Annotated in this window: 20 protein-coding genes; 19 read left to right on the forward strand and 1 reads right to left on the reverse strand. The window is 69.9% G+C overall.

What is annotated here, in order from left to right:
* Positions 1-405 precede the first annotated feature (405 nt).
* From ACSVDM_RS17460 to ACSVDM_RS17525, 14 genes are all read left to right on the forward strand, one after another.
* Positions 406-975, forward strand: a complete 570-nt coding sequence (locus ACSVDM_RS17460) for a C40 family peptidase (RefSeq protein ID WP_067497378.1) — start codon at positions 406-408, stop codon at positions 973-975.
* A 219-nt stretch (positions 976-1194) separates the two neighbouring features.
* Positions 1195-2220 carry an NlpC/P60 family protein gene (locus ACSVDM_RS17465; RefSeq protein WP_439266203.1) on the forward strand — a complete coding sequence of 342 codons (1026 nt, stop codon included), beginning with the start codon at positions 1195-1197 and terminating at the stop codon, positions 2218-2220.
* Positions 2221-2224: 4 nt separating this feature from the next.
* Positions 2225-3214, forward strand: a complete 990-nt coding sequence (locus ACSVDM_RS17470; RefSeq protein WP_439266204.1) for a peptidase MA family metallohydrolase — start codon at positions 2225-2227, stop codon at positions 3212-3214.
* Between the two features lie 63 nt (positions 3215-3277).
* On the forward strand, positions 3278-4405 hold the full coding sequence (locus ACSVDM_RS17475) for a glycosyltransferase family 4 protein (protein ID WP_439266206.1): 1128 nt from the start codon (positions 3278-3280) through the stop codon (positions 4403-4405).
* A gap of 43 nt (positions 4406-4448) precedes the next feature.
* The gene (locus ACSVDM_RS17480) at positions 4449-4838 is read left to right on the forward strand and encodes a polyketide cyclase / dehydrase and lipid transport (RefSeq protein WP_439266208.1); all 390 of its coding nucleotides are present in this window, start codon (positions 4449-4451) and stop codon (positions 4836-4838) included.
* 12 nt (positions 4839-4850) lie between these two features.
* On the forward strand, positions 4851-5291 hold the full coding sequence (locus ACSVDM_RS17485; protein ID WP_067642982.1) for an SRPBCC family protein: 441 nt from the start codon (positions 4851-4853) through the stop codon (positions 5289-5291).
* A gap of 26 nt (positions 5292-5317) precedes the next feature.
* A complete protein-coding gene (locus ACSVDM_RS17490; RefSeq protein ID WP_357152205.1) occupies positions 5318-6562 on the forward strand; it encodes an ArsA family ATPase in 1245 nt (414 codons plus the stop codon).
* A complete protein-coding gene (locus ACSVDM_RS17495; protein WP_439266210.1) occupies positions 6559-7305 on the forward strand; it encodes a hypothetical protein in 747 nt (248 codons plus the stop codon). Before ACSVDM_RS17490 ends, ACSVDM_RS17495 begins: the two co-directional genes overlap by 4 nt.
* A complete protein-coding gene (locus ACSVDM_RS17500) occupies positions 7302-8291 on the forward strand; it encodes an ROK family protein (RefSeq protein ID WP_067495953.1) in 990 nt (329 codons plus the stop codon). Before ACSVDM_RS17495 ends, ACSVDM_RS17500 begins: the two co-directional genes overlap by 4 nt.
* A 118-nt stretch (positions 8292-8409) precedes the next feature.
* Positions 8410-9138, forward strand: a complete 729-nt coding sequence (locus ACSVDM_RS17505) for a lysophospholipid acyltransferase family protein (RefSeq protein ID WP_067495956.1) — start codon at positions 8410-8412, stop codon at positions 9136-9138.
* Positions 9139-9219: 81 nt separating this feature from the next.
* Entirely contained in the window at positions 9220-9993 is a 774-nt protein-coding gene (locus ACSVDM_RS17510) for a sporulation protein (RefSeq protein ID WP_439266212.1), read from the forward strand.
* Positions 9994-10372: 379 nt separating this feature from the next.
* Positions 10373-11776, forward strand: coding sequence for an ABC1 kinase family protein (locus ACSVDM_RS17515; protein ID WP_439266214.1), 1404 nt, complete (start codon positions 10373-10375; stop codon positions 11774-11776).
* A 115-nt stretch (positions 11777-11891) separates the two neighbouring features.
* Positions 11892-13436 carry an alkaline phosphatase D family protein gene (locus ACSVDM_RS17520; protein WP_439266216.1) on the forward strand — a complete coding sequence of 515 codons (1545 nt, stop codon included), beginning with the start codon at positions 11892-11894 and terminating at the stop codon, positions 13434-13436.
* Between the two features lie 51 nt (positions 13437-13487).
* On the forward strand, positions 13488-14762 hold the full coding sequence (locus ACSVDM_RS17525) for an FAD-binding protein (RefSeq protein ID WP_067495966.1): 1275 nt from the start codon (positions 13488-13490) through the stop codon (positions 14760-14762).
* Between the two features lie 20 nt (positions 14763-14782).
* Here ACSVDM_RS17525 and ACSVDM_RS17530 read toward each other — a convergent pair whose 3' ends face one another.
* Complete coding sequence (locus ACSVDM_RS17530) at positions 14783-15820, reverse strand: helix-turn-helix transcriptional regulator (protein WP_439266218.1); 1038 nt, start codon at positions 15818-15820, stop codon at positions 14783-14785.
* Between the two features lie 538 nt (positions 15821-16358).
* Here ACSVDM_RS17530 and ACSVDM_RS17535 point away from each other — a divergent pair.
* The 5 genes from ACSVDM_RS17535 (at position 16359) to ACSVDM_RS17555 (ending at position 25995) form a co-directional block, all read left to right on the forward strand.
* On the forward strand, positions 16359-16925 hold the full coding sequence (locus ACSVDM_RS17535; RefSeq protein WP_439266220.1) for an EF-hand domain-containing protein: 567 nt from the start codon (positions 16359-16361) through the stop codon (positions 16923-16925).
* 70 nt (positions 16926-16995) lie between these two features.
* Positions 16996-21933, forward strand: a complete 4938-nt coding sequence (locus ACSVDM_RS17540; protein ID WP_439266222.1) for a type I polyketide synthase — start codon at positions 16996-16998, stop codon at positions 21931-21933.
* Positions 21930-23330, forward strand: coding sequence for a hypothetical protein (locus ACSVDM_RS17545; RefSeq protein WP_439266224.1), 1401 nt, complete (start codon positions 21930-21932; stop codon positions 23328-23330). Before ACSVDM_RS17540 ends, ACSVDM_RS17545 begins: the two co-directional genes overlap by 4 nt.
* A complete protein-coding gene (locus tag ACSVDM_RS17550; protein WP_439266226.1) occupies positions 23330-24787 on the forward strand; it encodes an acyl-CoA reductase in 1458 nt (485 codons plus the stop codon). The genes ACSVDM_RS17545 and ACSVDM_RS17550 overlap by 1 nt, the downstream gene beginning before the upstream one ends.
* A complete protein-coding gene (locus ACSVDM_RS17555; RefSeq protein WP_439266228.1) occupies positions 24784-25995 on the forward strand; it encodes a cytochrome P450 in 1212 nt (403 codons plus the stop codon). Before ACSVDM_RS17550 ends, ACSVDM_RS17555 begins: the two co-directional genes overlap by 4 nt.

The following is a 25995-nucleotide window of genomic DNA, read 5'->3' on the forward strand; positions in this document are numbered from 1 at the left end:
CAGATTCCGACCGCGACAGAGGGCGGCGCGCCCGGCGTGTTGGCTGGACGTCAACGGGCGGGTCGCTTTGGCGCCACGCTCGCCCAACCTGGGACTTCACTGAGAATTCTCGGCGTGTCGCACAGACACACCGACCCGACGCCGCGCCGGGCAGCGGTTGGCCCGCTCGAGAAATTCGACCTGGCGTTATCTTTTCGTGATTCGGTGTGACTCACGTCGCACGTTCGTTCCGGTCGAATCGACGAATTCCCTTCCAGGACGCATGTCCGACTTTACAAACCACCGTGATTGGTTCGTAACCTTTTCGAGACCTCACGGAGTCCGCCAGGCCGCAACGGCTCGGCGCGAGGAGTCCGCCCCGTCATACGGACGGGACGTCGTGGGGCAGATTGGAAGTACCGCATCATGGCGACCAACACCGTCAAGCGTCAGGCGCAGCGTGCCGTTGCCGCCGGAGCCGTCGGCGCTGCCACCATCGGCGCGTTCCTCCTGCCGGCCGCTCCCGCGTCGGCGACGCCCGTCACCGTGCCCGGCATCGGCACCTTCGAGGTGCCCAACGAGATCCCGATCCCGGCGGGCATCCCCGGCATCGAGGCCCCGGCAGCGCCGCACGTGTTCACCGCGCCCACCGCCACCGCCGCCGACATCGCCCTCGATGCCGCGCTGAGCAAGGTCGGCTCCCCCTACGTCTACGGTGCCGCGGGCCCGGACGCCTTCGACTGCTCGGGTCTGGTCCAGTGGGCCTACCGCCAGGCGGGCGTCGAGCTGCCCCGCACCAGCGGCGCCCAGCTCGGCGCCGGCACCCCGGTCGCGCTCGGCGACCTGCGCCCCGGCGACCTGGTGTCGTTCTACGGCGGCGGCCACTCGGGCCTCTACGCCGGTGACGGCAATGTCGTCCACGCCGCCACCTCGGGTTCGCCGGTGCACGTCGCCTCGCTCGACTCGATGCCGTTCGCGGGTGCGCGCCGCTTCTGATCCAGCCGGCACGGTGCGTCGTTCTCGGGGAAGGGCGCACCGTGACCCTTTCGTGCCCCACTGGACACGAACCCTCGCCGTTCCGTAATCTGATCGAGACCTTCGTGGCGGACGAGGAAGTCCGGGTTCAGGTAAGGCGCTTGCATCGTCGGATATCGAGAGAACGGGGCACGGGGCACTGTGAGATCACAACACCGGAGATTTCACGCAGCGCGTGGATTGGCCGGAGCCCTGTCCGCGACCGTCCTGGTATGCACCGCCGCCGTGGCCGGCCCCTCCTCGGCCGACCCGGTCGCTCTCCCCACCACCGCCGGTGACGCGATCGCCCGCATGGTCGACCTGTCCCGGCAGGCCGAAGTGGTCAACCAGGAATCCCTCACCGCGCAAAGCGAACTCGACGCGAAACTGGCCGTCCAGCGCGATGTCGACGCCGCGCTCGCCGCCGCGACGGCCGTAGCCGACGCCGCCCGCGCCGAGGTGCGCAAGTTCCAGCCGATGATCGACCGCGCCGCCGTGGCCGCTTACACCGGCGCGCGCACCGACCGCATGTTCGCCGTGCTGTCGAGCAACTCCCCCCAGCAACTGCTGGACAAGATGTCGACCCTCGACGTGCTGTCCCAGCAGACCGCCGACTCGGTCCGCGAATTCAAGAAGGCCGCCGACGCGGCGACCGCCGCCGAGACCACCGCACGCACCGCCGCCGATGCCGCCCGCGCCGCGACCGCCGCCGCCGAGGCCGTGCGCGCCGATGTCGACCGCAAACGTGCCGACCTGGCGGCCGCGACCACCCAGGTCGTCGAGGCGTGGGGCGCGCTGTCGGCCCGCGACAAGTCAACGCTCGCCGGCTCCCCCTTCCCGCCCGGCTTCGATCGCGACAGCCTGCTCGCCGGCCTCGTACCCGGCAGCGGAACGAGCGCGCTGGCCGCCGCCCTCACCCGGGTCGGCGACCCGTACGTGTGGGGCGCCACCGGCCCCGACCAGTTCGACTGCTCCGGTCTCGTGCAGTGGGCGTTCAAGCAGGTCGGCAAGAACGTGCCGCGCACCAGTTCCGCGCAGGCCGGGTACGGCACGCCCGTCGCCAAGGAAGATCTGCAACCCGGTGACGTGGTGCTGTTCTATCCGGAGATCTCGCACGTCGGGATCTACGCGGGCAACGGAATGATGGTGCACGCCTCCACCTTCGGAGTGCCGGTCGCCGTCGCACCCATCGACACCACCCCCTATCACTCGGCCCGGCGATACTGAAGCCGTGAACGTGCGCACCTGGCTGTCGGCGCGTGGCCGACTCGAATTCTGTCTCACGCTCGCCTCGGTCACCCTGCTGACCGGGGCGTGCGTCGCCCTGATCCTGGTGCCGCGCAACGCCGGACCGCTGCAGCTGGCCACCGATCAGGCCGAGGTGCTCGGCACGACCGTCGGCATCGACGATCCGCGCCTGGCCCCGGTGCGCCGCGAGGTGCAGCCGTTCGGCCCGATCCTGGTGCGTCAGGTCGAGGCCGGTGGCGCCGACACAGCGCTGGTGGTCGCCCATCCGGGCCACGAAGCCGATCTCGAGGTGCTCGAAGCCCAGCTCGCGCCCGCGATCGCCGACGTCAGCGCCGTGTGGGGCACCGAGTGGAACCGAGCACCGGTCATCGTGGTCGCGAGCAACAGCGCCGAGTTCACCGCGTTGACCCGCCGGGCGGGGGCGTCGACCACCGCCGATGTGGCCGCGGTGTCGTTGACCGGCTCCTACGTTCCCGGTACCGAACCCACCGAGCAGCGCATCGTGTTCAACCCCGATGCCCGTCGCCGCGTCGGTGACGAGGGCATGGCCACCCTGTTGCGCCACGAACTCACCCACGTCGCCACCCGTGCGGTCACCGTCGACGGTGCGCCGCAGTGGCTGCTCGAAGGGTTCGCCGAGTACGTCGCCCAGCGCGCGAGCGGTCAGACCTTCTCGCAGATCGCCCCGACACTCACCACCCGATTACGGGCGGGCACGCTGCCTGCCGACCTGGTCACCGACGCCGAGTTCACCGGCACCGACGCCGCCATCGCCTACGAATCGGCGTGGAGCGCGTGCGCCTACATCGCCGACCAGCACGGTCCGGCCGCGCTCACCCAGCTGTACCGGCAGCTCGCGCAGGGCCCGCAGTCGACCGCAGCACAGGACGCGGCGTTCACCACCGTGCTCGGTGCCTCCCGCTCCCAGCTGCTCGACGGCTGGCGCTCCTGGCTGCGCGCCCACGCTGTCTGACCACCGGCCACCTCGCCCGACCGCCGCCCCTCGTCGAGGCACCGACACATTAGGTTGTTCACTATGGCCCGAACTCTCCTGGTTACCAACGATTTCCCACCTCGGCCGGGTGGCATCCAGTCCTATCTGCAGGCACTGACCCAGCAACTGCCCCCCGAAGACCTCGTCGTCTACGCCCCCCGCTGGCGCGGTGACAGCCACGAGAAGTTCGACGCCACCCAGAAGTTCCGCGTGGTCCGCCACCCGACCACACTCATGCTTCCCACACCAGCCGTGATCAAGCGAGCAAGTGCACTGCTGCGCGAAAACGATTGCGACACAGTCTGGTTCGGTGCCGCCGCGCCACTGGCCGCGATGGCGCCCGCACTGCGGCGAGCAGGCGCCGAACGCATCCTGGCCAGCACCCACGGGCACGAGGTCGGCTGGTCGATGCTGCCCGGTTCGCGCCAGGTGCTGCGCACGATCGGCGAGAACACCGACGTGGTCACCTACGTCAGCAAGTACACCCGAGGCCGGTTCGCCTCGGCGTTCGGTCCGCGCGCGGCGCTGGAACATCTGCCCCCGGGCGTCGATCCGTCCGAATTCCGCCCCGACCCGGGCGCCCGCGCCGAGCTGCGCGCCCGCTACGGCCTCGGCGACCGGCCGACCGTCCTGTGTCTGTCGCGGCTGGTGCCACGCAAGGGCCAGGACATGCTCATCGTCGCGATGAACGAGATCAGGGAACGGGTCGACGGCGCGGTGCTGGTCATCGCGGGCGGCGGACCGTACGAGAACCGGTTGCGCGGCCTGGCCGAGGCCCTCGACCTCGGTGACAGCGTGGTGTTCACCGGCCGCGTCCCCTCCGGTGAGCTCGCCGCCCACCACACCATCGCCGATGTGTTCGCCATGCCGTGCCGCACCCGTGGCGCGGGTCTGGACGTGGAGGGCCTCGGCATCGTGTTCCTCGAGGCATCCGCGACCGGGGTGCCGGTGGTGGCGGGCGATTCCGGCGGGGCGCCGGAGACGGTGCGCGAGGGCGAGACCGGTCTGGTGGTGCACGGTCGTTCGCTGCCGCAGATCAGCGATGCCATCGTCGAGCTGCTCACCGACCGCGACAACGCCGCGCGCATGGGTGCCGCGGGCCGCGAATGGGTGCAGCGGAACTGGCATTGGGATCGTCAGGGAGCCCGTCTGCGGCAACTGCTCGGATGACACCCCGGACTGTCGCGGTGGCGCGTCCATTACTCTCAGCGAGGTGAGCAGTATCCAGGTCGCCGATCAGACCTTTCTCGCCGCGCCGCCCGCCGCGATCGCCGAGGTGCTCGGCGCACCGAACAATTGGCGCCGCTGGTGGCCCGACCTGCACCTCGACGTGCGGGAGGACCGGGGCGACAAGGGCATCCGCTGGACGGTCGCGGGCCCGCTGACCGGCACCATGGAGGTGTGGCTCGAGGCCGTCGCCGACGGCGCGATCCTGCACTACTTCCTGCACGCCGAGCCCACCGCGAGCAAGCCGCTCACGCCGCGGGCGCTGGCCGCCGCCAACCGCGCGCGGCGGGTCGCGGGCAAGGACATGTCGTTCGAACTGAAGTCACGGCTGGAAGCGGGCCGCCCCGCGGGCGTCGCCCCCGCCTCGGCGCTGTAACGAAAGGAATCCATGGCCCCCGACCGGACCAAGAGATCGATCGTCATCGAGGCGCCGTCGCAGCAGGTGATGGCCGTTATCGCCGATCTGGAGTCCTACCCGGAATGGGTGGCCGCGGCGAAATCGGTCGAGGTGCTGGGCACCGACGCGGCGGGCCGGGCCGCGACCGCGCGCTTCGTGCTCGACGCGGGCGTCGTCAAGGACGCCTACACCCTCAGCTACAGCTGGCGTGCCGACGGCAAGGCGGTGAGCTGGCACCTGCTCGAGGGGGACCTGCAGAAAGCCCAGGACGGCAGCTACGAACTGCTCGACCGTCCCGACGGCAGTACCGAGGTGACCTATGAGCTCACCGTCGACTTGAACATCCCGATGATCGGCATGTTCAAGCGCAAGGCCGAGAAGGTGATCACCGATACGGCGCTGAACGAACTGAAGAAGCGGGTCGAGGGCTGAGCGCCCCGGGCATCACCCGCGTCGAACTGTTCGTCGGCAAGGGCGGGGTCGGGAAGACGACGCTGGCCTGCGCGACGGGCATGTCCTACGCGCGCGCCGGTGAGCGGGTGCTCATCGCCTCGCTCGACCAGGCGCATTCCCTCGGCGACGCGCTGGGTTTCCGTTTCCCGCACGACCCGGGCACGGTGGCCGGGGTCGCCCGGGTGGCGCCGGGTCTCGAGGTGATCGAGATCGACTCCCTCGCCCTGCTCGAGGACCGGTTCCGCGATGTGGTGCGGATGCTGGACAAGGGCAGCGGCCACGATCACGGCATCGACCTGGCCGCACTCGATCCCGCCGAGCTCACCGGGCTGCCCGGGGTGCAGGAACTGCTGATGCTGGTGGAGATCGGGCAGTTCGCCGAGGAGAACGACTGGGACGTCATCGTGGTCGACTGTCCGCCCTCGGCCGACATGCTGCGAATCGTCACCGCCCCCGACACCCTGCTCAACTACCTGGAACGGCTCTGGCCCAAGCACGCTCGCACGATGAGCGCGATCGGCACCGACCTGCGCAAAGCGGTACTCGCCGCGGCCGTGGAGCGGGTGGTGAACGCGGTGACCCAGGTGCGTGACCTGCTCGCCGACCGCGCCCGCACCAGTGCCCGCCTGGTCACCGGACCGGAGCAGGTCGCGGTGGCCGAGGCGCGGCGGGTGCGGTCGGCCGCGGCACTGCTCGGCTTGCGGTTGGACGCGGTGGTGGTGAACAAGGTGCTCGCTCCCGTCCCGCCGCCCGGTGAGAACGCGCACCCGGCGGTGCACTGGTATCTGAATCGGCGCGCCGAGCAGCTCGAGGTGGTCGCGCGGTTGCACGAGCAGCTCACCGATGTCCCGATCGTCGTCGCCAAGCACGCCGGGGCCGAACCGGTGGGGCTGAGCGCGCTGTCCGCGTTCTCCTATTCGGTCGACACGCTGCCCCGCCCGTCGCTCGGGGCTGCGGAATCGGGGGAACCGATGGTTCGATGGGAGTCGGGCTCCGGCGTCGACTCCGTGTACGCGATGCGGATGCGGCTGCCGGTGGTCGATCCCGGCACCTTGCGGCTGGGCCGAGTGGAGGACGATCTGATCGTGGGAGCTGACGGGGTGCGCACCAGGGTGCGCCTCGCGCCGGTGCTTCGCCGCTGCACGGTGGCAGGCGCCGAGCTCGACGACGGTCATCTCGTTGTCCGGTTCCGGCCCGATCCGCAGGTGTGGCCCGCCGATCCGAACTACACGAAGGCCAGGCGCACATGAGCAGTGACAGGCAGTCCGATCGCCACCACGACGGTTTCGCCGAGTTCGCCGAGGAGCTGCGCCTGCTCGCCGAGGTGCTGCTCGCGCGCGTCGAACCGGTGCTGCGCCGCACCGCCGCCGACGGCGCGGCCGACCTCGGCGGCTGCGCCTGGTGCCCGGTGTGCGCGGCCGCGGCCCTGGTCCGCGGCGACCACCACGACGTCGTCGCCGCCCTCGCCGAACACGGCACCTCGATGGTGACGGTCCTGCGCGAAGCCCTCGCCGGCGTCCCCGTGGAGCCGGTCCTGCCCCCGGAATGGGCCGATCACGCCGCGGGCCACCCCGGGCACGCGCGCGAGAATGCCGCGGGGGCACAGCGATACCAGCCGACCGACGAAGCGCCCGGGGCGCATCCGACGAACGGTGCCGGCGGCATGCACGGCGATCAGCGGCACCCGCACGCGCCGAGCGGCCCGCGTGGTGATCGACCCGCCTCGCCGCGGCCGGACGGGTCCGCTACGCCCAAGGATTCCGCTCGGGCCACCGGTCTCGGTGAACAGCAGACCCCCCGCCCACGCCGGGTCGACGAATTCAGCGCACGCACCCCGCACATCACCCCGGAACCGCCGGACGAAACCGCGTCGGGCACAGGGCAGTTCACCGCAGGTGCAGGCACACGTCCGGCCCACGGCGAGGAGCGGCCCGCGGGCGCCCGCGCGCCACGCTCGCGTTATGTCGATATTCCGGTCACGATCCGGGGATGAGCCAGGCGAGTACCCACCCACTGACCGTCGGAGTCGACGTGGGCGGCACGAATATCCGCGCCTCCGTCGTCGACGCCGACGGTGAGGTGCTCGACACCGTGCAGGCGCCGACCCCGCATTCGGCCCGCGCGCTCGAAGCCGCCATCGACCGGTCCGTGCGCGAACTGGCCCGCAGGCATCCCATCGCGGCGGTCGGGCTCGCGGTGGCCGGGTTCATCTCCGCCGACCGCACCACCGTCCGGTTCGCCCCGCACCTGCCCTGGCAGGACGCGCCCGTGGCCCAGCGGCTCACCACCCGCCTGGAACTGCCGGTGATCCTCGAGCACGACGCCAACGCGGCGGGCTGGGCCGAGTACCGCTTCGGCGCGGCGGCAGGCGGGCACACCGTCGTCCTCGTGGCGATCGGCACCGGCATCGGCGCGGCCCTGCTCATCGACGGCCGGCTCTACCGCGGCAGCCACGGCGTCGCACCCGAACTCGGCCACCTGCAGGTGGTCCCGGACGGCCGTGCCTGCGCGTGCGGCAAACGCGGCTGCTGGGAGCGCTATTGCAGCGGAACCGCGCTGGCCGACACCGCGATCGAAATGCTCGCCACCGACCCCGTGCGTTCGGTGCTCGCGCGCGATGTGATCCGCGATCCCGGCTCGCTCACCGGCCGACGGGTGGCCGGTGCCGCCCAGGACGGCGACCCGCTCGCGGTGCGGGTGATGTCGGACTTCGCGCGCTGGCTCGGGCTCGGCCTCGCCTTCGTCAGCGACATCTTCGACCCCGATCTCGTGGTGATCGCCGGTGGGGTGAGCAGTTCGGCGCCGCTGTTCCTCGACGAGGCCCGCGAGCACTACGCGAGTGCGGTCACCGGCTCGGGTCATCGCCCCCTCGTCCGGTTGCGCACGACCCAGCTCGGCGAGGCGGCGGGCATGATCGGGGCCGCCGAATTGGCCCGGGCGGCGATTGGAACGCCGCTGGCGGGTACTACCGGGAGATGAGGGTCACACCCATGCCCGTCGGCTACCGTCCTGGTTGGTTGTGACCTGCGACCAGCGGTAAAGTCGTTTTCCGAACGACGCTGCACACGACCATCCCGGTCCCCGGGGAAAGGACGCCATGTTCTACTGGCTGCTCAAGTTCGTACTCGTGGGACCGTTCATGCACCTGTACAACCGACCCGTTGTGGAAGGTGTGGAGAACATCCCGACCGACGGGCCGGCCATCATGGCGGGTAACCACCTCTCCTTCGCCGACTGGTTGTTCGCGCCGCTGCTCAGCCCGCGCCGCATCAACTACCTGGCCAAGGCGGAGTACTTCACCACCCCCGGTTTCAAGGGCCGTCTGCAGAAGTTCTTCTTCTCGGGCACCGGCCAGTACCCGATCGACCGCAGCGGCGCCACCGCCGCCGAGGACGCGCTCAACGCGGCCAAGAAGCTGCTCGACGAAGGCCGCCTGGTCGGCCTGTACCCGGAGGGCACCCGCTCCCCCGACGGTCGCCTCTACAAGGGCAAGACCGGCATGGCCCGGCTCGCGCTCGAGACCGGTGTCCCGGTGATCCCGGTCGCGGTGATCGGCACCGACAAGGTGTCCCCGCCCGGACCGTTCAAGTGGCGCCGCCACCGGGTCACGCTGAAGTTCGGTGCCCCGCTGGACTTCTCGCGTTACGAGGGCATGAGCGGCAACCGTTTCGTCGAGCGCGCCGTCACCGACGAGGTGATGTACGAGCTGATGCGCCTCACCGGTCAGGAATACGTCGACGTGTACGCCCACAGCCTCAAGAAGGGTGTGAAGCCCACCGATCACCAGATCGAGGCCACCCGCATCCCCGACCGCGCCGCCAGCTGACGCCGATCCCCCTGTGCCGCAGGCCGGTCCGCCACCGCGCCTGATAAGCATCTCGTAAGGGCCGTCGGCCAGACTGGTCACATGTTCAAGCAAATGCTGGCCGCGGCCGGTGTCGGCGGCGCCGAGGTCGACACCGAATTGTTCACTCCCGGTGTGCAACCGGGTGGTCTCGTCGAGGGTGTCATCCGGTTGCGCGGCGGGCGTGTCGATCAGGCGGTCGGGCAGGTGGCCGTCGAGTTCATCACCCGCGTCGAGCGCGAATACTCCGACGGTGAGGAGCGCGTCGCCGATCAGGCGTTCGGCCGCGTCGCCGTCACCGGGCCGTTCACGCTCGGTGCCGGCCGCATCACCGAATTCCGTTTCGCCGCACCTGTTCCGCTGGAAACCCCGATCACCTTCTTCGACGGCCACCACCTGCCCGGCGCGGCGGTCGCCCTGCGCACCGTGGTCGATCTGCACGGTGCGGTCGATTCCACCGATACCGACCCGATCGGCATCGGCGCGCTGCCCGCTCAGCACGTGGTGCTCGACGCGGTGCGGCGCATGGGTTTTCCGCTGCTGCGCACCGACGTGGAAGCGGGCCGGATCAACCGCACACCACAGCGGCTGCCGTTCTACCAGGAACTCGAATTCGGCCGCTCCCCGCATTTTCCCCGGGTGAACCAGCTCGAGGTCACCTTCATCGCTACCGAAACGGGCATGGCGGTGGTCCTGGAAGCCGATATCCAGGGCAGCCTGCTCCGTGGAACCCGCGATGGGATCGGGATGTTCTGGGTCGATTACGCCCAGCTGGCACACCAGGATTGGACCCGGGAGATCCACCAGAGCCTGCACCGGCTCGGCGCCCTCGGCTGAGCCGCCTCGCAATGTTCGGCTCAGTTCCGCCTGCGGTCCGGTTCGGCCGCGCCCGCCCGCCGCCCGGTTCGGCAGCGCCCGGCCCCGCCGCCCAGTTCGGCATCGCCCGGCCCCGCCGCCCAGTTCGGCATCGCCCGGCCCCGCCGCTCGATTCGGCAGCGCCCGGCCCCGCCGCTCGATTTGGCTGAGCCTGGCCCGCCGCTCAGGTTCGGCAGCGTCCAGCCTGCAGCGTGATCGGCTGAGCCCGCGGGCACCTGGCAGCGGATCACGCAGGCGTGTCTGCTCGGGCAGTCGCCTGGTCGACAGGTCCAGATGTGCGGACGCCACCACGACCGGTTGGTAACGTGTGCCGCACACGCAGGCCGAGGATGTGGGTCGCGTGGCCGTCGACGGGGAGGGCGAGGTGGACATGGCCGCAGATGAATTCGACGCGGGTCGTGTCGTGCGTTTTCCCCGCCGCAAGCCCGACGGGGCGCCGCCCACCGGCCGGGTCGCCCGGGGCACCAGGCTGGCCGCGGTGCCCGTCGCCTATATGGGCAGACGCGTAGCGGGGATCGGCCGACGGGCGGCCGGACGCGACGCGGCCACTGTGGAGCGCGAGATCCGCCACCGCACCGCCGAACACCTCTTCCAGGTGCTCGGCGAACTCAAAGGCTGCGTCGCCAAACTCGGCCAGTTGCTCGGCCTGCTCGAACTCGGGCTCGCCCCCGATCTCGCCGAACCGTACAGCCGAGCCCTTGCCCGCCTGCACGACTCGGCCCCCGCCATGCTGCCCGCCGCCGTCCACACTGAACTCGCCACCCATCTGGGCCCTCGCTGGCGTTCGCTGTTCCTCGAGTTCGACGACCGCGCCGCGGCGGCCGCATCGGTGGGTCAGGTGCACCGGGCCCGCTGGCACGACGGCACACCGGTGGCGGTGAAAGTCATGTACCCCGGTGCGCGGCAAGCGGTGCTGGCGGATCTGAGCGTCCTGCGCCGCGCCACTCCCCTGTTCACCGCCTTGCTGCCGGGCGCCGAGACCCGTCCGGTGATCGAGGCACTGTGTGACGAGATCGGCGCCGAACTCGACTACGCCCGCGAAGCCGCCAATCTCGAGCACTTCCGCACCGCCCTGCGCCACGATTCGGATGTGGTGGTCGGCCGGGTGATCGCGCAGCGCGGTGACGTGCTGGTCACCGAGTGGCTCGATGGAATCCCGCTGTCGCGCTTGCTTGCTCGTGCCGAACCGGCCGAACTCGACCGGCTGGGCGTACTCATCCTGCGCTTCCTGTTCTCCGCGCCCGCGCGCGCCTCCCTCATCTACGGCGACCCGCACCCCGGCAACTTCCTGCGCATGCCCGACGGGCGGCTCGGGGTGGTCGACTTCGGAGCGTGCACACCCTGGACGCCCGCGTTCCTCACCGTCGCCGGTGACGTGGGCGCCGCCGTCGTCGCCGAATCCGTGGCCGACCTCGAAGCCGCGCTGCGCCGCCACGGTTATGTCGCCCCCGGCGGCGACCTCGACATCGCCACCGTCGCCGAGCGTCTCCGCCCTGTTCGCGAAGCACTCATGTCCCCGACCTACCCGCTGTCGGCGGACTGGTTGCGCGAGCAGGTCCGCCTGGCCACCGACCTGAGTCTGTCGAACATCCTGCGCCAGCTCACCATGCCACCGGCCGACACTCCCCTGCTGCGTTCGTTCCTCGGCGGAGTCGCCATCCTGTGCCAACTCCAGACGGCAGTCCCGCTCCGCGCGGAATGCACCCGCTGGTACCCCGAAACGGCTGCCGCCGTGGGTCTTTGACCTCTGAACAGTTCCTTACACCCAGGTGGACGTGAGTCTTTCCGTCCGGCAGCGTTCACCGGCTGTTGCCGTACACACGACCGCCCGTTCGACTCGTCCGGGCACGGTGCAGGACATGGTCGACTTCGCGATGTCCCGGCGCACGCTGCTGCGCGCCTCCGCTCTCGGTCTACTCACCGGCCCCGCGCTGGCCGCCTGTGGTGACGGCCCGGGATTGGTACGGGCCAGGCCCTCCCTCACCCACGGCATCGCGGTCGGCGACCCGCGTAGCGACGGCGCGCTGATCTGGGCCCGCTCGGACCGTCCCGCCACACTGGTCGTCGAAACGGCGGCCACCGAGAAGTTCAGCGACGTACGACGTTTCACCGGCCCGCTGCTCACTCCCGCCTCCGACGGCACCGGCCGCGTGCGGGTGAACGGCCTGCCCGCCGGTCAACTCGTGCACTACCGGGTACGGCTCGAAGGTGAGGACGGCGCCGCCTCGGAAACGCTGAGCGGCGTGTTCCGCACCGCCCCCACCGCGCCCGCCGACATCTCGCTGGTGTGGTCCGGCGACGTGGCGGGCCAGGGTTTCGGCATCAATCCCGACGTCGGCGGCATGAAGGTCTTCGCGACCATGGCCGCTCGCGACCCGCACCTGTTCCTGCATTCCGGTGACGTCATCTACGCCGACAACGCGCTGAAGGAATCGGTGGCGCTGCCCGACGGCCGGGTGTGGCGCAATATCACCGCCGACGCCAAGAACCAGCCCGCCGAGACCCTCGACCAGTTCCGCGGCAACTACGCCTACAACCTCACCGACGAGAACTACCGCCGCTTCAACGCCTCGGTCGCCCAGATCGTGCAGTGGGACGACCACGAGACCACCAACAACTGGTCGCCCGGCGGCACGGTCGCCGCCGACAAGGGCTACACCGAGCGCAACATGGACACCCTCGCCACCCGGTCCTGGCAGGCGTTCCACGAGTGGATGCCGCTCGAGCCGCGCGAGGCCGTCGACGGACGGCTCTACCGCAGGATCTCCTACGGCCCGCTGCTCGACGTGTTCGTCCTCGACATGCGCGCCTACAAAGACGCCAACACCGCCAACACCGGCCCCCAGGGCCAGGTGCTCGGTGCGGCCCAGACGGCATGGCTCATCGATGGTTTGAAGCAGTCCACGGCCACCTGGAAGATTGTCGCCGCCGACCTGCCGATCGGCGTGGTGGTCCCCGACGGCAAGACCGCGTTCGAAGGCGTCGCCAATGCCGCGCCGGGCGCGCCGTCGGGCCGCGAATCCGAGATCGCCCGGGTGCTGTCGGCGATCAAGGCGAACAAGGTGCGCGACGTCGTCTGGCTCACCGCCGACGTGCACTACACCGCCGCACACCACTACTCGCCCGCACGCGCGAACTTCACCGACTTCGACGAGTTCTGGGAGTTCGTCTCCGGGCCGCTCAACGCGGGCGCCTTCGGTCCCAACCCGCTCGACCCGACCTTCGGACCCGAGGCCGTTTTCGTGCACGCGCCCCCGGCGCCGAACACCTCGCCGCTCGATCTCGAGTACCAGCATTTCGGCGAGGTCCGCATCGACGGCGGCACCGGGGAATTGACGGTCGACCTGTGTGACGCGACCGGAAAAGTCCTGTTCAGCAAGCAACTTCCGCCCTCGCGGAAATAGGTGGGAACTACCCGTCGCCAGAATCGCCGCGCTGTGGTTAGCTATGCGGTCATGGGCACGCCGCATACCGTCACCTCCGAAGAATATCTCCCCACCGACACTGCGGATGTCGTTCGCACCGTGCGTGATTCGCGTGATCGAGCCGAACGTCTGACGGTACGTGGCGGCGAACCGACCGAAGAGTCCTCGTTCGGGCTTGCCGATCAGCGCGGCGTGCTGTCGTTGCGCAAGATGAACTCGGTCCTCGACATCAATCTGGGCCGCCGCACGGTGCGGGTGCAGGCCGGCGCGAAGCTGTCGGAGATCGACCGGCGCCTCGGCGCGCACGGCCTCGGCCTGCCCGTGGTCGGCGACCACCGCGACATCACCGCGGGTGGGTTCGCCTCCGTCGGTGGCGTGAGCACCGCCTCGCACCGCTACGGCATGTTCATCGATCAGATCGTCGACCTCGAGTACGTCGACCCCGACGGCCGGATCGGCACCTGCGGGCGTGGCCACCACACCGAACGGTTCCAGCGCATCCTCGGCGCGGGCGGGCGCGCGGGCATCATCACCGCCCTCACCCTCGATGTGGTCGAGGTCGACAAGGACCACACCTGGCTCACCACCGACGCCGACCGCTTCCTCGACTTCGATTCCTTCGTCGAGCACGCGACCGCCGAGATCACCAACCCCGGCAGCGCGGCGCTGCAGGTGGGACGCTGGGTCGACACCGCGCCGCTGAAGGTCACCCGTCCGGTCGGCACCGGACAGGTCACCCTCGGTGCGGTCCGGTTCGGGCAGTGGTCGAGCCTTTACCCCACCGCCCCCACCCGTGGTCTGCGGGCGCGGCGCGAGGTCGGCACCCGTACCCGTAAGTCGTTGGGCGCCATCGCTTCCGCGGCGGGCGGACGCGCCGGTATGCCGGTGCGCAACGCGGCGGCCGGCGCGCTGATGTTCGCGCCGAAGGTGCTCACCATGCGTGATGCCGAGTACCTGGCCGACACCGTCATCAACTCCTCCGAGCGCGGCCCCGCTTACCGTGTGGGCGTGTTCGCACCGCTGGCCAACTACGGCTCGGTCTTCTACGGCCTGCACGACCTGTTCTCCGAGCACCGCGAACGCTCCGGCTGCTTCACCGTCATCTCCGCGATGACCTACGGTGTGCGTTCGCCGTACCTGCGGGCCGAGGCCGCCGCCCGCGGCCTGACCCCCGCCGACTACGGCCTCATCACCTTCACCTGCCGGCTGCGTCCGTCGGCCCTGCCCTCGGAGCAGCTGCGGGAGATCGTCGCGGGTATCGACGACATCTGCCGTTCGGAGCAGGCGCTGCGCTACAGCGTCTGACATCTGCACGCATTCCCGCATCAGAACGCGGTTCTGGTGGTGTGCACGAAGGGTTGGCGCGCACACCGGGCGGTGAGCGTGTCGGCGCGGCGTGCGGTGCGGTACGCGGCGGGTGACACGCCGTATTCGGCCCGGAATGCGCGGGAGAGCTGGTCGGCCGTGCGGAATCCGCAGGTCTCGGCTATCTCGCGGATACTGCGTGAGCTTTCGCTGAGCGCGGTCGCGGCGGCGACCAGTCTGCGGGTACGGATGAGGCCGGCGACGGACAAGCCCTGCAACTCGAAGGCGCGGAACAGTGTCCTTCTGCTCACGTGCAGTCGTCGCGCCACCTCGTCGGGGTTCATGGCCGGGTCGGTGAAACCGCGGTCGATGACGTCGATCGCGCGGCGACGCAGCATGTCCTCGGTCGATATCTCGATCGCGGCCCCGGCCAGGTCGCGTTCCAGCAGCGCGACCACGGCCGACCGGAAGACGATCTCGTCGATCCGGGCGGCGATGCCGAGATGCGCGGGACTCGTTGCGCCACAGGCGAGATCGCGCGCGAACAGGAGCGCCGACACCGCGGCACCGGACAGCGCCCACACCTGACCGCCCGCCGCGGCGGGTTCCAGACCCCAGGCGGTCAGCGCACCCATCGACACGTACAGGTGCAGCACGTCGACGGCGCACGCCTCACCCCGCGACAGCACCGATCGGAACGGCGAGTCGAGACAGACCGCGAACGCCTGCCCCGACGCCGCGACGGAGCGGGCGCCCCCTTGTTCGAGGGCGACCCGGCCATCGATCACCAAGCTCAACTGCAGGTACTGGCCGTAATGATCACGAGCGGCGCCGCCGTCGCGCTCGGCGGTGATACCCGAGGTGCGCAGCCGGGCGACCAGCACCGAGCCCGTGCTCAGGGTCCAGAGGGTGGCCGTGAAATCCTCGTCGGCGCGCACCCGGCACCCGAAGGCCAGACGGTTCAGGTCCCGCGGCCCGCGCAGGGCGATCCCCCCGCCGCCGCCTCGGCCTGCCGTGTCGAGCAGGCACGCGAATTCCCGATGCGGGGGTTCGCCCATCGATTGCCCCGAATCAGGCAAACCAGACGGAACAGTCTCCGCATCACCGGTTCGACCGGACGAATGGCCCGCCCGGCGTCCACCGGGTGCATCTCGCCCACCGTGTTGCCGCTCATCGGTTTCGCGCACACCCGCATAGATCCGCATACCCCACCTCCGCGCCTGTCCCCGATAGCTCGACCGTGCCGACAACTCCCAAGCTGCGAAAACACAAGCATAACAGGGGAACTCGTCTCTTCCCGACCGCTTTCCGCGCATTCGGACCGCGAGCGGCCGAGCCCAATTTTCCGTGCCATCTTCACCAGAAAACCGTGCCAAACCCGATCGCCCGGCAGCGCCGTCGCGAGTTCGGCAACCCCGCTGCGGCCTGGCGATTAGGTGTCACGAGCACGTCGCCACCGGCATCCGAGGCGTTAACTGGACCATTGCACCGACTGATCGCCGCGGTCTAACTTCGAGATCTCCCGCATCCCTTGCGATTTCGCCGCGGGATTCCACAGTTCGTGTCCCTCCCCTTATTAACGAGGTGGTGTCAGCAATGACTTCAGTGGTATCCGACATGCTCGACCGCAAGTTCGACGTGTGCTTCGGCCACGGCGACCAGAACGGCGACGGGGTGATGGAACGGGCGGACGTGATCGCCCTGGCGGCTCGCATCATCGCCTATCTCGACGCGCCGTTCGACTCCCCCAAGGCCCAGGCGCTGCTGGTCGCCTTCCAGAACTTCTGGGAGAACGTGTCGACCGAGTTCGATACCAACGGCGACGGTCTGATCAGCAAGACCGAATGGCGCGAAGGCCTGCGCAAGTTCGCCGCCAGTGGCGACATGTACCGCGAAGGCTTCCGTCCGCTCGCCGAGGCCCTGTTCGCGCTGTGCGACGCCGACGGCAACGGCAAGGTCTCCCCCGAGGAGTTCTTCCAGTACCAGCGTGCCTTCGGTACCTCGCCCGAGAACAGCCGGCTGGCCTTCGAGCGGCTCGACCGCGACGGCAGCGGTTCGCTGTCGGTCGAGGAGCTGCTCGATGCCTGGCACGAGTACTACACCAGCCCCGATCCGCAGGCGCCCGGCAACTGGCTCTACGGCGACATCGGTCCGTTGGCCTGATCTTCAGCGGCACAGGCTCTTTCGCGCCGGCCGGGACACCTCCCGGTCGGCGCCCGGCTCGGGAGGACGCATGACACGACACACACCGGTGGCGGTGATCGGCATCGGTTGCCGCTTCGCCGGGGGCATCGACTCCCCGTCGGCGTATTGGCGGCTCATCACCGGCGGCGGCACCGTCGTCGGCGAGCAGCCACCGGGACGTCTGCCGGACAATCGTGACGTGCCCGCAGTTCGGCGGGCGCTGCGGCCCGGCGCCTATTTCGACGATATCGCGGGATTCGACGCTGCCTTCTTCGGTATTCCGGCGGCCGAGGCCGAGCACATGGACCCTCAGCACCGACTGGCACTCGAGGTCGCTTGGGAAGCCTTGCAGCACAGTGGAATCGACCCGACCGCGTTGACGGGGACAGACACCGCGGTGTATGCCGGAATCGGTTCCGACGACTACGGCCGCAGACTGCTCGGCGACCCGTCGACCGTCACCGCCTGGACCGGTATCGGCTCCGCGCTGTGCGGTGCGGCGAACCGGATCTCGCACGCGCTCGACCTGCGCGGCCCGAGCGTGGCCGTGGATACCGCATGTTCGTCGTCGCTGGTCGCGGTACATCAGGCGATGTCGGCGCTGCGCGACGGTTCCGTTCCGCTCGCGCTCGCCGGTGGGGTGATGCTGATGGGCGACGCCGCGCTGTCGGTCACGCTTGCCGAGGCCGGTGTGCTCGCGGACGACGGGGTGTCCAAGTCGTTCGACGACGCCGCGGACGGATACGGTCGCGGTGAGGGGTGTGCCTTCGTCGTCCTGGAGCGGCTCGACGACGCGCTCGCCGCCGGGCGCCGCGTGCTCGCGGTACTGCGCGGCGGCGCGATCCGTCAGGACGGGCGAACCAGCGGCATCATGACGCCGAGCGGTCCGGCCCAGCGACATCTGGCCGGGGCCGCCTGTGCGGACGCCGGAGTGTCACCGGACTCGGTCGACTATGTCGAGGCGCACGGGACGGGAACCAGGGCCGGCGATCCGGCCGAGGCGGCCGCGCTGGCCGAGGTATTCGGCACCGGGCGTCCGTCGGGGAAACCGTGCCTCATCGGTTCCGTCAAACCGAACATCGGCCACCTCGAGGCCGCCGCGGGCATCGCCGGGCTGGCCAAAGTCGTTCTCGCACTGCATCATCGGACGATCCCGCCCACGCGGACCACGAGCGGACCGCGATCCGACATCGACTGGCACCGCAACGGTATCGCCCTGGCCACCGCCACCCTCGACTGGCCGTCGACCGAGCACACGGCACGCGCGGGTGTGGCGAGTTACGGCTACGGCGGCACGCTGTGTCACCTCATCGTCGATGCCGCGCCATCTGTATCGCCGGCGACGACTTCTCCTCGCGCCGAACACCTCTGTGCTGTCAGCGCGGCCTCGGCCGACGGGCTGCGCGATGAACTGCGGGCGCTTACCGCCGCCGTGCGATCGCATCCCGATATCGATGCGGCCGACATGTGCTTCACACGGGCCCGGCATCGCAGTCATCTCCCGTACCGGGTGGCCGTGCACGCCGGAGATACCGCCGAACTCCTCGCAGGCCTCGACGCAGCCGTCACCGCCGAGCACCACCGCTCGGCACCACCGCACGATCCGGTGTGGGTGTTCTCCGGGCACGGATCGCAGTGGACGGGAATGGGTGCCGAACTGATCGACGCGGACCCGGCTTTCGCGGCCGCCGTAGCCGAGGTGTCACCGGTGTTCCGTAGCGAATGGGGCTGCAGCGCCGAAGATCTGCTCCGTCACGGCGACCTCGCCCACACCCCGACCGCACAGTGCGCGATCTTCCTGACCCAGCTGGGACTTGCGGCGATGTGGCGGGCGCACGGGGTGCGACCGGCGGCGATCCTCGGTCATTCGGTCGGGGAGATCACGGCGGCCGTCGTCGCGGGCGTGCTCGATCCGGCGGCCGGTGCGCGCCTGATCTGCGTGCGGTCCCGGTTGCTCGAACCTGCCACCGGCCGGGGCGCCATGATCATGGTGGCGCGCTCTTTCGACGAAGTGGCAGCCGAACTGGCGGGCTACGACGATGTGGGTGCGGCCGTTCGGTCGTCGTTCGGCAGCACGGTGGTCTCCGGCACCCGCCGCGCGGTCGACGCGCTGGCCGACGAATGGGTCGCACGCGGAATCCCGATCCGCCGCGTCGATTCCGACCTTGCCTTCCACAGCCCTTGGCTGACCCCGATCGCCCAGCGGCTCGCTCACGAACTCACCGATCTCGAGCCTCGCCCGGCCCGGATACCGCTGTACACAACAGCCCTCACCGATCCACGCGATCCACGGCCTCGCGACGCCGCGTATTGGGCGACGAATCTGGCCGCACCGGTGCGCTTCGCCGACGCCGTCGCCGCTGCCGGGGCCGACGGGCACCGCACCTTCCTCGAGATCTCGGCCCACCCGGTCGTCGCCCATTCCCTCGCCGAGATCGACGAGACCTTCCGGGTCGTTCCGACCCTGCGCAGACAACGTCCCCAACTTGCCGCCTTCCACGCCGCGGTCGGTGAGCTGTATCGCCTCGGCGCCCGGATCGACTGGGCGGCTCTGTATCCCGAAGGCGTGCTGGTCGACCTGCCGACCACCCGCTGGCAACACCGGCACTTCTGGCGGCGCACGAACGAGGTGGCCACCGCGATCGTCGGCCACGACCCGTCCTCCGCGACCCTGCTCGGCGGCGAACCCACTGTCGTCAACACCACACCGCCGGTCCGCGTCTGGCACACCTACCTGGACCGCACCGTCCGGCCTTATCCGGGTGACCACCCGGTGTGCGGCAGCGAGATCGTGCCCGCCGCGATCCTGCTGCACACCTTCGCCGCGGCGGTGCCCGGCCGGCGCCTCTACGACATCGCCCTTCGGGTCCCGGTCACCGTGGAACCGGCACGACACATCCAGGTCACCGCTTCGGCGGGCAGACTCACCCTGTCCTCCCGGACCGACGGAGGGTGGCAAACCCACACCACGGCCAACTACCGGCGCGCGACGGGCCGAACCCGCCGATCTCCCGTGCTGTGGTACCGCGGCGAGAACCTGCCCGCCGACTTCGTCATCGACCGGCTCGCCGCGCTCGGCGTGACCTCGATGGGACTGCACTGGCAGATCATCGAGGCCGAGCGCAACGACCAGGGCTTGTCCGCCCGCGTGAAAAGCACTGCGGCCGCGCCTGATTCGTGGGCCACATTTCTGGATGCGGCCCTGTCCGCGGCGTCGGTGGTCTTCCCCGGGTCACCTGTGCTCCGTATGCCCGCTCACATCACCGAGTGCCGCTTCCCCTCGGGCCCGCCACCGGCGGAAGTGGTGCTCACCGTCACCGTCCGGGCGGGACTGCGGGTCGACGCCGACCTGTCCGACCCCGACGGCAGATCGCTTGCCTGCCTCACGGGTGTTCGCTACGCCGAGCCGGATACCGTCGCCGAGTCGCCTGCCGCCACTCTTGATCTGTGCTGGCAGATCTCCGAGCCGGATCCCGACACCACCGCGGCACCCGGCGTCACAGTCCGCGGGGGCGATCCGCTGTTGAGACAAGCCTTTTCAGCCCGCGATGGTGACGAGATCATGGTTTGCGCCCCGAGGTCGCGAGCACATGAATCCGTCGAGGAGTCGGTGCGGCGAATGGTCACCGAACTGTTCGAGACCGCACGGACCCGGCGCGGACCGTGGTGGTGCGTAACGCGCGGGGCAACCACAGCCATCACTCCCGCCGATTTGGCGCAGACCGCGCTGTGGGGCGCGGGCCGGGCTCTGCTCGCCGAATACCCGGACAGTTTCGCCGGGGTCGTCGACATCCCCACCCGCGCGACCGCCGACGACCTGGCCGCGCTGCGCGGACACCTGCGCACACCGCCGGGTTCCGGCGAAGACGTCGCCGCCGTCATCGATGGCCACGTGCACCACCTGCGTGCGGTGCCGGTTCCGTCGAACTCCGGCACATCGGGTGTGCGCTGCGATCCGGCGGCGTCCTACGCGGTCCTCGGGGCCTCGGGTGCCCTGGGTGCGATCACCGCCCAGTGGTTGGTCCAGCGCGGCGCCCGCCGGCTGATTCTCGTGAGCAGGCGGGCGGCGCCACGGCGGGCGAACCGCTTGCAACGCTCGCTGGAAGCTCAGGGGGTCACCGTGCGAACCGTGGCCGCCGACCTGGCCGACCGGCCCGCGCTCGCCGCCGCCCTCGACACCGACGCCCACGGTCTGCCTCCGCTGCGCGGCGTCGTCCATGCGGCAGGCACCGTGGCGAACGTGCCGGTCGCGGACCTGCGGCCCGACCTCGTCGAGCAGGGATTGGCCGCCAAGGTGGCCGGAACCCTCGCTCTCGGTGCGATGTTCGCGCCCGGCGATCTCGACTTCCTGATCCTGTTCTCCTCGGCGGGCCAGCTGCTGCACCTGCCGGGTCAACCGGTCTACAGCGCGGCCAACGCCTTCGTCGACGGCTTCGCTCGCCACCGCCGCGCCCTCGGCGACAGCGGTTGCCAGGCCATCGCCTGGACCAGCTGGCGTGGGCTCGGCATGTCGACGTCCTCGACGGCGATCACCGCCGAACTCGCCGCCCACGGCACAGCCGACATCTCGACGGAGCAGGCGTTGCGCGCCCTCGACGGACCGATCACGGCAGGCGGCGCGAATGTCGCTGTGCTGCGCGTGGTCTCGCACCCGGCCCACCCACCGCTGCTGGCAGACCTCGCCCCGGCCACCGCCCTCGGTCCTGGTGCCGGGTGGACAGCGCTCGACCCAGCCGATCTGCCTGCCGCGCTCGTCACCCTGCTGCGATCGTCCGTGGCGACCTTGCTCGGCGTGTCCCCCGCGGAGGTTCCGCTCGGAATCGCCCTGACCGAGCTGGGTTTCGACTCGCTGCTCTCCGCGATCCTGCGTCGCGAACTGACCGTGCTACTCGGACGACAGATTCCGGCCACGCTGCTGTGGCATCACCCCACGATCGACGCCGCCGCCGGGGCGCTCGCCGACCTGCTCTCGAGGAGCCATCGATGACCGCAACTCCCGTCACCACCACCGCCGACCTGCGCACCTTCGCCGAGGACGCCGCCACCTACTTCGACCGGTCACGCATCGCCATGCACACCATGGATCCCACCGAGCTGACCGCACTCCAACTGGACGCACTACGCCTGCGCTTCGACGAGTTGCGGCCACGCATACCGGTTCTCGACGCACTCGCCACCGAACAGCACATCGACGGTATCGACACCATCGACGACGCGGCGCCCCTGCTGTTCCCCCACACGGTCTACAAGGCGTACCCGACACGACTGCTCGTCGAGAACCGCTTCGACCGGATGAACACGTGGATGTCGCGTCTCACCACCGTCGACCTGACCGGCCTCGACGTCTCGGGCTGCACCTCGATCGACGACTGGCTCGCCACGGTGGACGAGCGAACCGAACTGCGCCTGGCGCATTCGTCGGGCACCACCGGCACCATGTCGTTCATCCCGCACTCCCAGATCCAGTACGACCGGCTGTACCGCATCGTGCGCATGGACGTGCTCCCCGACGACGACCACACCGGCGTCGACGTGGTGTGGCCGAGCTTCCGGACCGGCCGCAGCGGCATCGCGCGGCACGCGACCGCCATGGCCGAGCAGATCGCGCTGACACCCGACCGCATGCACTGCCTGCACCCCGGACTGCTCTCCGCCGATGTCATGTTCCTGGCGGGCAGGCTCCGGGCAGCCGCCGCCCGCGGCGAAGCGGGCCGCGTGGAAGTGCCGCCCGCGCTCGCGCTGCGACGGGCCGAGTTCACCGAGGCCCTGCGCGCCACCGGACCGGGAATGACCGCGTTCGTGCGGCGCCTCGCCGACGAGCTGGCCGGTTCCCTGGTGGCGGCCCTGTCCACCTGGGATGTGCTGTCCGGTATGGCCGACAGCGCGACCGAACAGGGACTCACCGGTGTCTTCGCACCGGACTCGGTGATCTTCGCCGGAGGCGGCTCCAAAGCCGGCGCACTGCCGGATGATTGGGCCGAACGCACCGCCCGATTCGCGGGCGTGCCCGCCCTGCGATTCGTGTACGCCATGGTCGAGGTGATGTCGCTGAACCTGCAGTGCGGTGCCGGTGGCTATCACCTCGAACCGTGGCTGGTGCTGTGCCTGCTCGACCCGGAGACAGGGGCGGTCCTGCCGCGCACCGGAACCAGGACCGGCCGCGTCGCCCTCTACGACCTGACCGCCGACCTGAACTGGGGCGGCATCGTCACCGGCGACCTGGTGACAGTGGACTGGGAACCGTGCGTCTGCGGCCGGACCACCCCGCGGATCGGCGCGGCCATCAGCCGCTTCGCCGGTCCCGGTGGGGACGACAAGATCACCTGCGCCGCCACCGCGGAAGCGCTCGACGAGGCGCTGGCCTTCCTCAACGGTGAGCTCTGATGACGGGGACACCGCTGGCTCCCGCGTTCGTGCGCGGGCGAACCGTGCACGACGACGGCCCCGAATTCGGCGCCGGGAACGCCGCCTTCCGGGCACCCGACGCACACCGCCTGTTCCCCGGCCTGGTCTGCCCCGGACCGACGAGCATGCGCGACATCCACGAACTCCCGACCACCGACATCATCGACTTTCTCGACGAGGTCGGACAGCGACTACACCCCGACGACAACCCCTACCTGCGGGAAGCCCTCGGCAAACTCGTCGGATGCTCCGGACTCACCGAGCCCGTGCTGCGCTCCACCTACGGTCAGCTGGCCGGACTGTTCGCCCGCGAGACCACCCTCGACCTGGCCCAGAACACCATCGGCGTCCGGTATCTCGACGGTTGGGCCGAATGGGGCTCGGCGAGGGTGCGGGCCTTCGGGGCGAGGACCGTGCATGTCATCGCGGGCAACAACCCGATCATCGCCGCGATCACCCTGGTGCGCAACGCCCTCACCCGGGGTGACGCGGTGGTGAAACTGCCCGCCAACGACCCCTACACCGCCGTCGCGCTCGCGCGGACGATGGCCGAGGTCGATCCGACGCATCCGCTGGTACGGCATCTCGCCGTCGCCTATTGGCGCGGCGGGGACGAGCGGTTCGAGAGCGCGCTCTACCGGCCGGCTCATGTCGAAAAGCTTGTCGCCTGGGGCGGATTCGCCGCCGTCCGGCACCTCACCCGCTATCAACAACCCGGACTGGAACTGGTCACCCTCGATCCGAAGCTCAGCGCCACGGTCATCGGGCCCGAGGCGTTCACCGACGACGACGCCCTGCACGAGACCGCGGCACTCGCCGCCGCCGATGTCGGCCTGCTCAATCAGGATGCGTGCTTCAACGCCCGGGTCGTCTACGTCTGCACCGGCACGGACACGGCGGGCATCGAACAAGCGGTGCGGTGGGGCGAACTGCTCCACGAACAGATCCAGGCACTGCCTCCGGCGGTCAGTACGGCCGGTACCCGATTCGACCCCGGACTGCGCCGCGATATCGCCGCCCTGCGCACCAGCCCGGCCTTCTTCCGCGTCTTCGGCGGAACGAACGACGAAGGCGCGGTGCTGGTCTCGCTGTCCGACGAACCGGTCGATTTCCACGCCTCGCTCAGCGGTCGGGTCGCCAATGTCGTCCCGATAGATCACCCGGAACGAGCACTGGACGCGATGAACGCCTACACCCAGACCGTCGGGGTATGGCCGGAATCGCTCAAACACACCCTGCGTGACCTGGCGCCACACGCGGGCGCGCAACGGTTGGTCTCACTCGGCTTCGCCACGCACTTCCGCTCCGACACCCCGCAGGACGGGATCGAACCGATGCGCCGACTGGTCAAATGGGTCGTCGACGAGACCTACGACCCGCACCGCATCCACCCCTTCGCCCAGCTCGCCCCGGCCGTGGAAGCGGTGCTGCGATGACCACACTGCTTCCCGAGGCCGAATTCGCCCGTCTGGCCCAGCGATTCGATCATCACGATCCAGCCTTCACTCCCGATGTGGCGATCGAAGTGCATCGGACGATCCGCGAACAGAGCCGGGTCACCTACTCCCCCGCCTACGGCGGAATGTGGTTGCTCGCCCGCTACGACGACGTGGCCGCGGCCCTCACCGACCACGAGACCTACAGCTCGGCCGCGGGGGTCTTCTTCCCGAAAGCCGAAGGCACGCCACGCTTCGCGCCGCTGGAGTACGACCCGCCGGAGCACGGCAACTACCGGTCACTGATGCGCCCACCGTTCCTGCTCGCGGCCGCACAGAAATTGCGGCCACGCATCGAGGTCGCGGTGGCCGAACTGATCGGGCCGACGGCCCGGCGCGGGTCCGCCGACCTGGTGAGTGAACTGGCGGTGCCGCTGCCGCTGGCAGTGGTCGGCATGGCCGTCGGCTTCTCCCCCGACGCTCAGCGGCGCATCCGCGATCTCACCGCCAACACCTGGGACCGGATGGCAGCCGACCCCAACGCCGACGGGTTCTGGCCGCCGTTCGCCGAACTCTTCCGGCAGGAAATCGCCAGGGCCAGAGACGAACCCGGTGACGACTACCTCTCCACTCTGGTCCGTGCGGAGTTCGACGGCAGGCCCGTCACCGACGACGAACTGCATGTGATGCTGGTGGCGTTCGCCATCGCAGGCCACGAAACGTCGATGAACACCCTCGCGCACCTGCTCTGGCAGCTGGCCCGGCGACCCGATCTGCAGGACCGGTTGCGGGCCGATCCCACCCTCATCCCGGCCGCGGTGGAGGAAACGCTGCGGCTGTGGGCGCCGGTCGACCACGGCACCCGGTGCACAACCACCGAGGTGGTCGTCGGCGACACCGTGATTCCCGAGGGTGCGCGGGTGGTGCTGCTCACCGGGGCCGCCAACCGCGACCCACGCCGGTTCGACGACCCCGACACCTTCCGGCTCGATCGCGGTCCGATCCGGCACCTCACCTTCGGCCACGGCATCCACTTCTGCCTCGGCGCGCACGTCGCGCGGCAGGAATTCGCCTTGGTCCTAGCCGAACTCGCCAGGTATCCGAATTACCACCTGGCGGGCACACCGACCCGCTACTTCGAGAACGGCAGACACATCTGCCTGGATTCACTTCCGGTCATATTCGATCACCCGACGAAGGATGTCTGA

Origin of the sequence: Nocardia sp. JW2 (genome assembly GCF_051843015.1) — a bacterium.
Classification (GTDB): Bacteria; Actinomycetota; Actinomycetes; order Mycobacteriales; family Mycobacteriaceae; genus Nocardia; species Nocardia coubleae.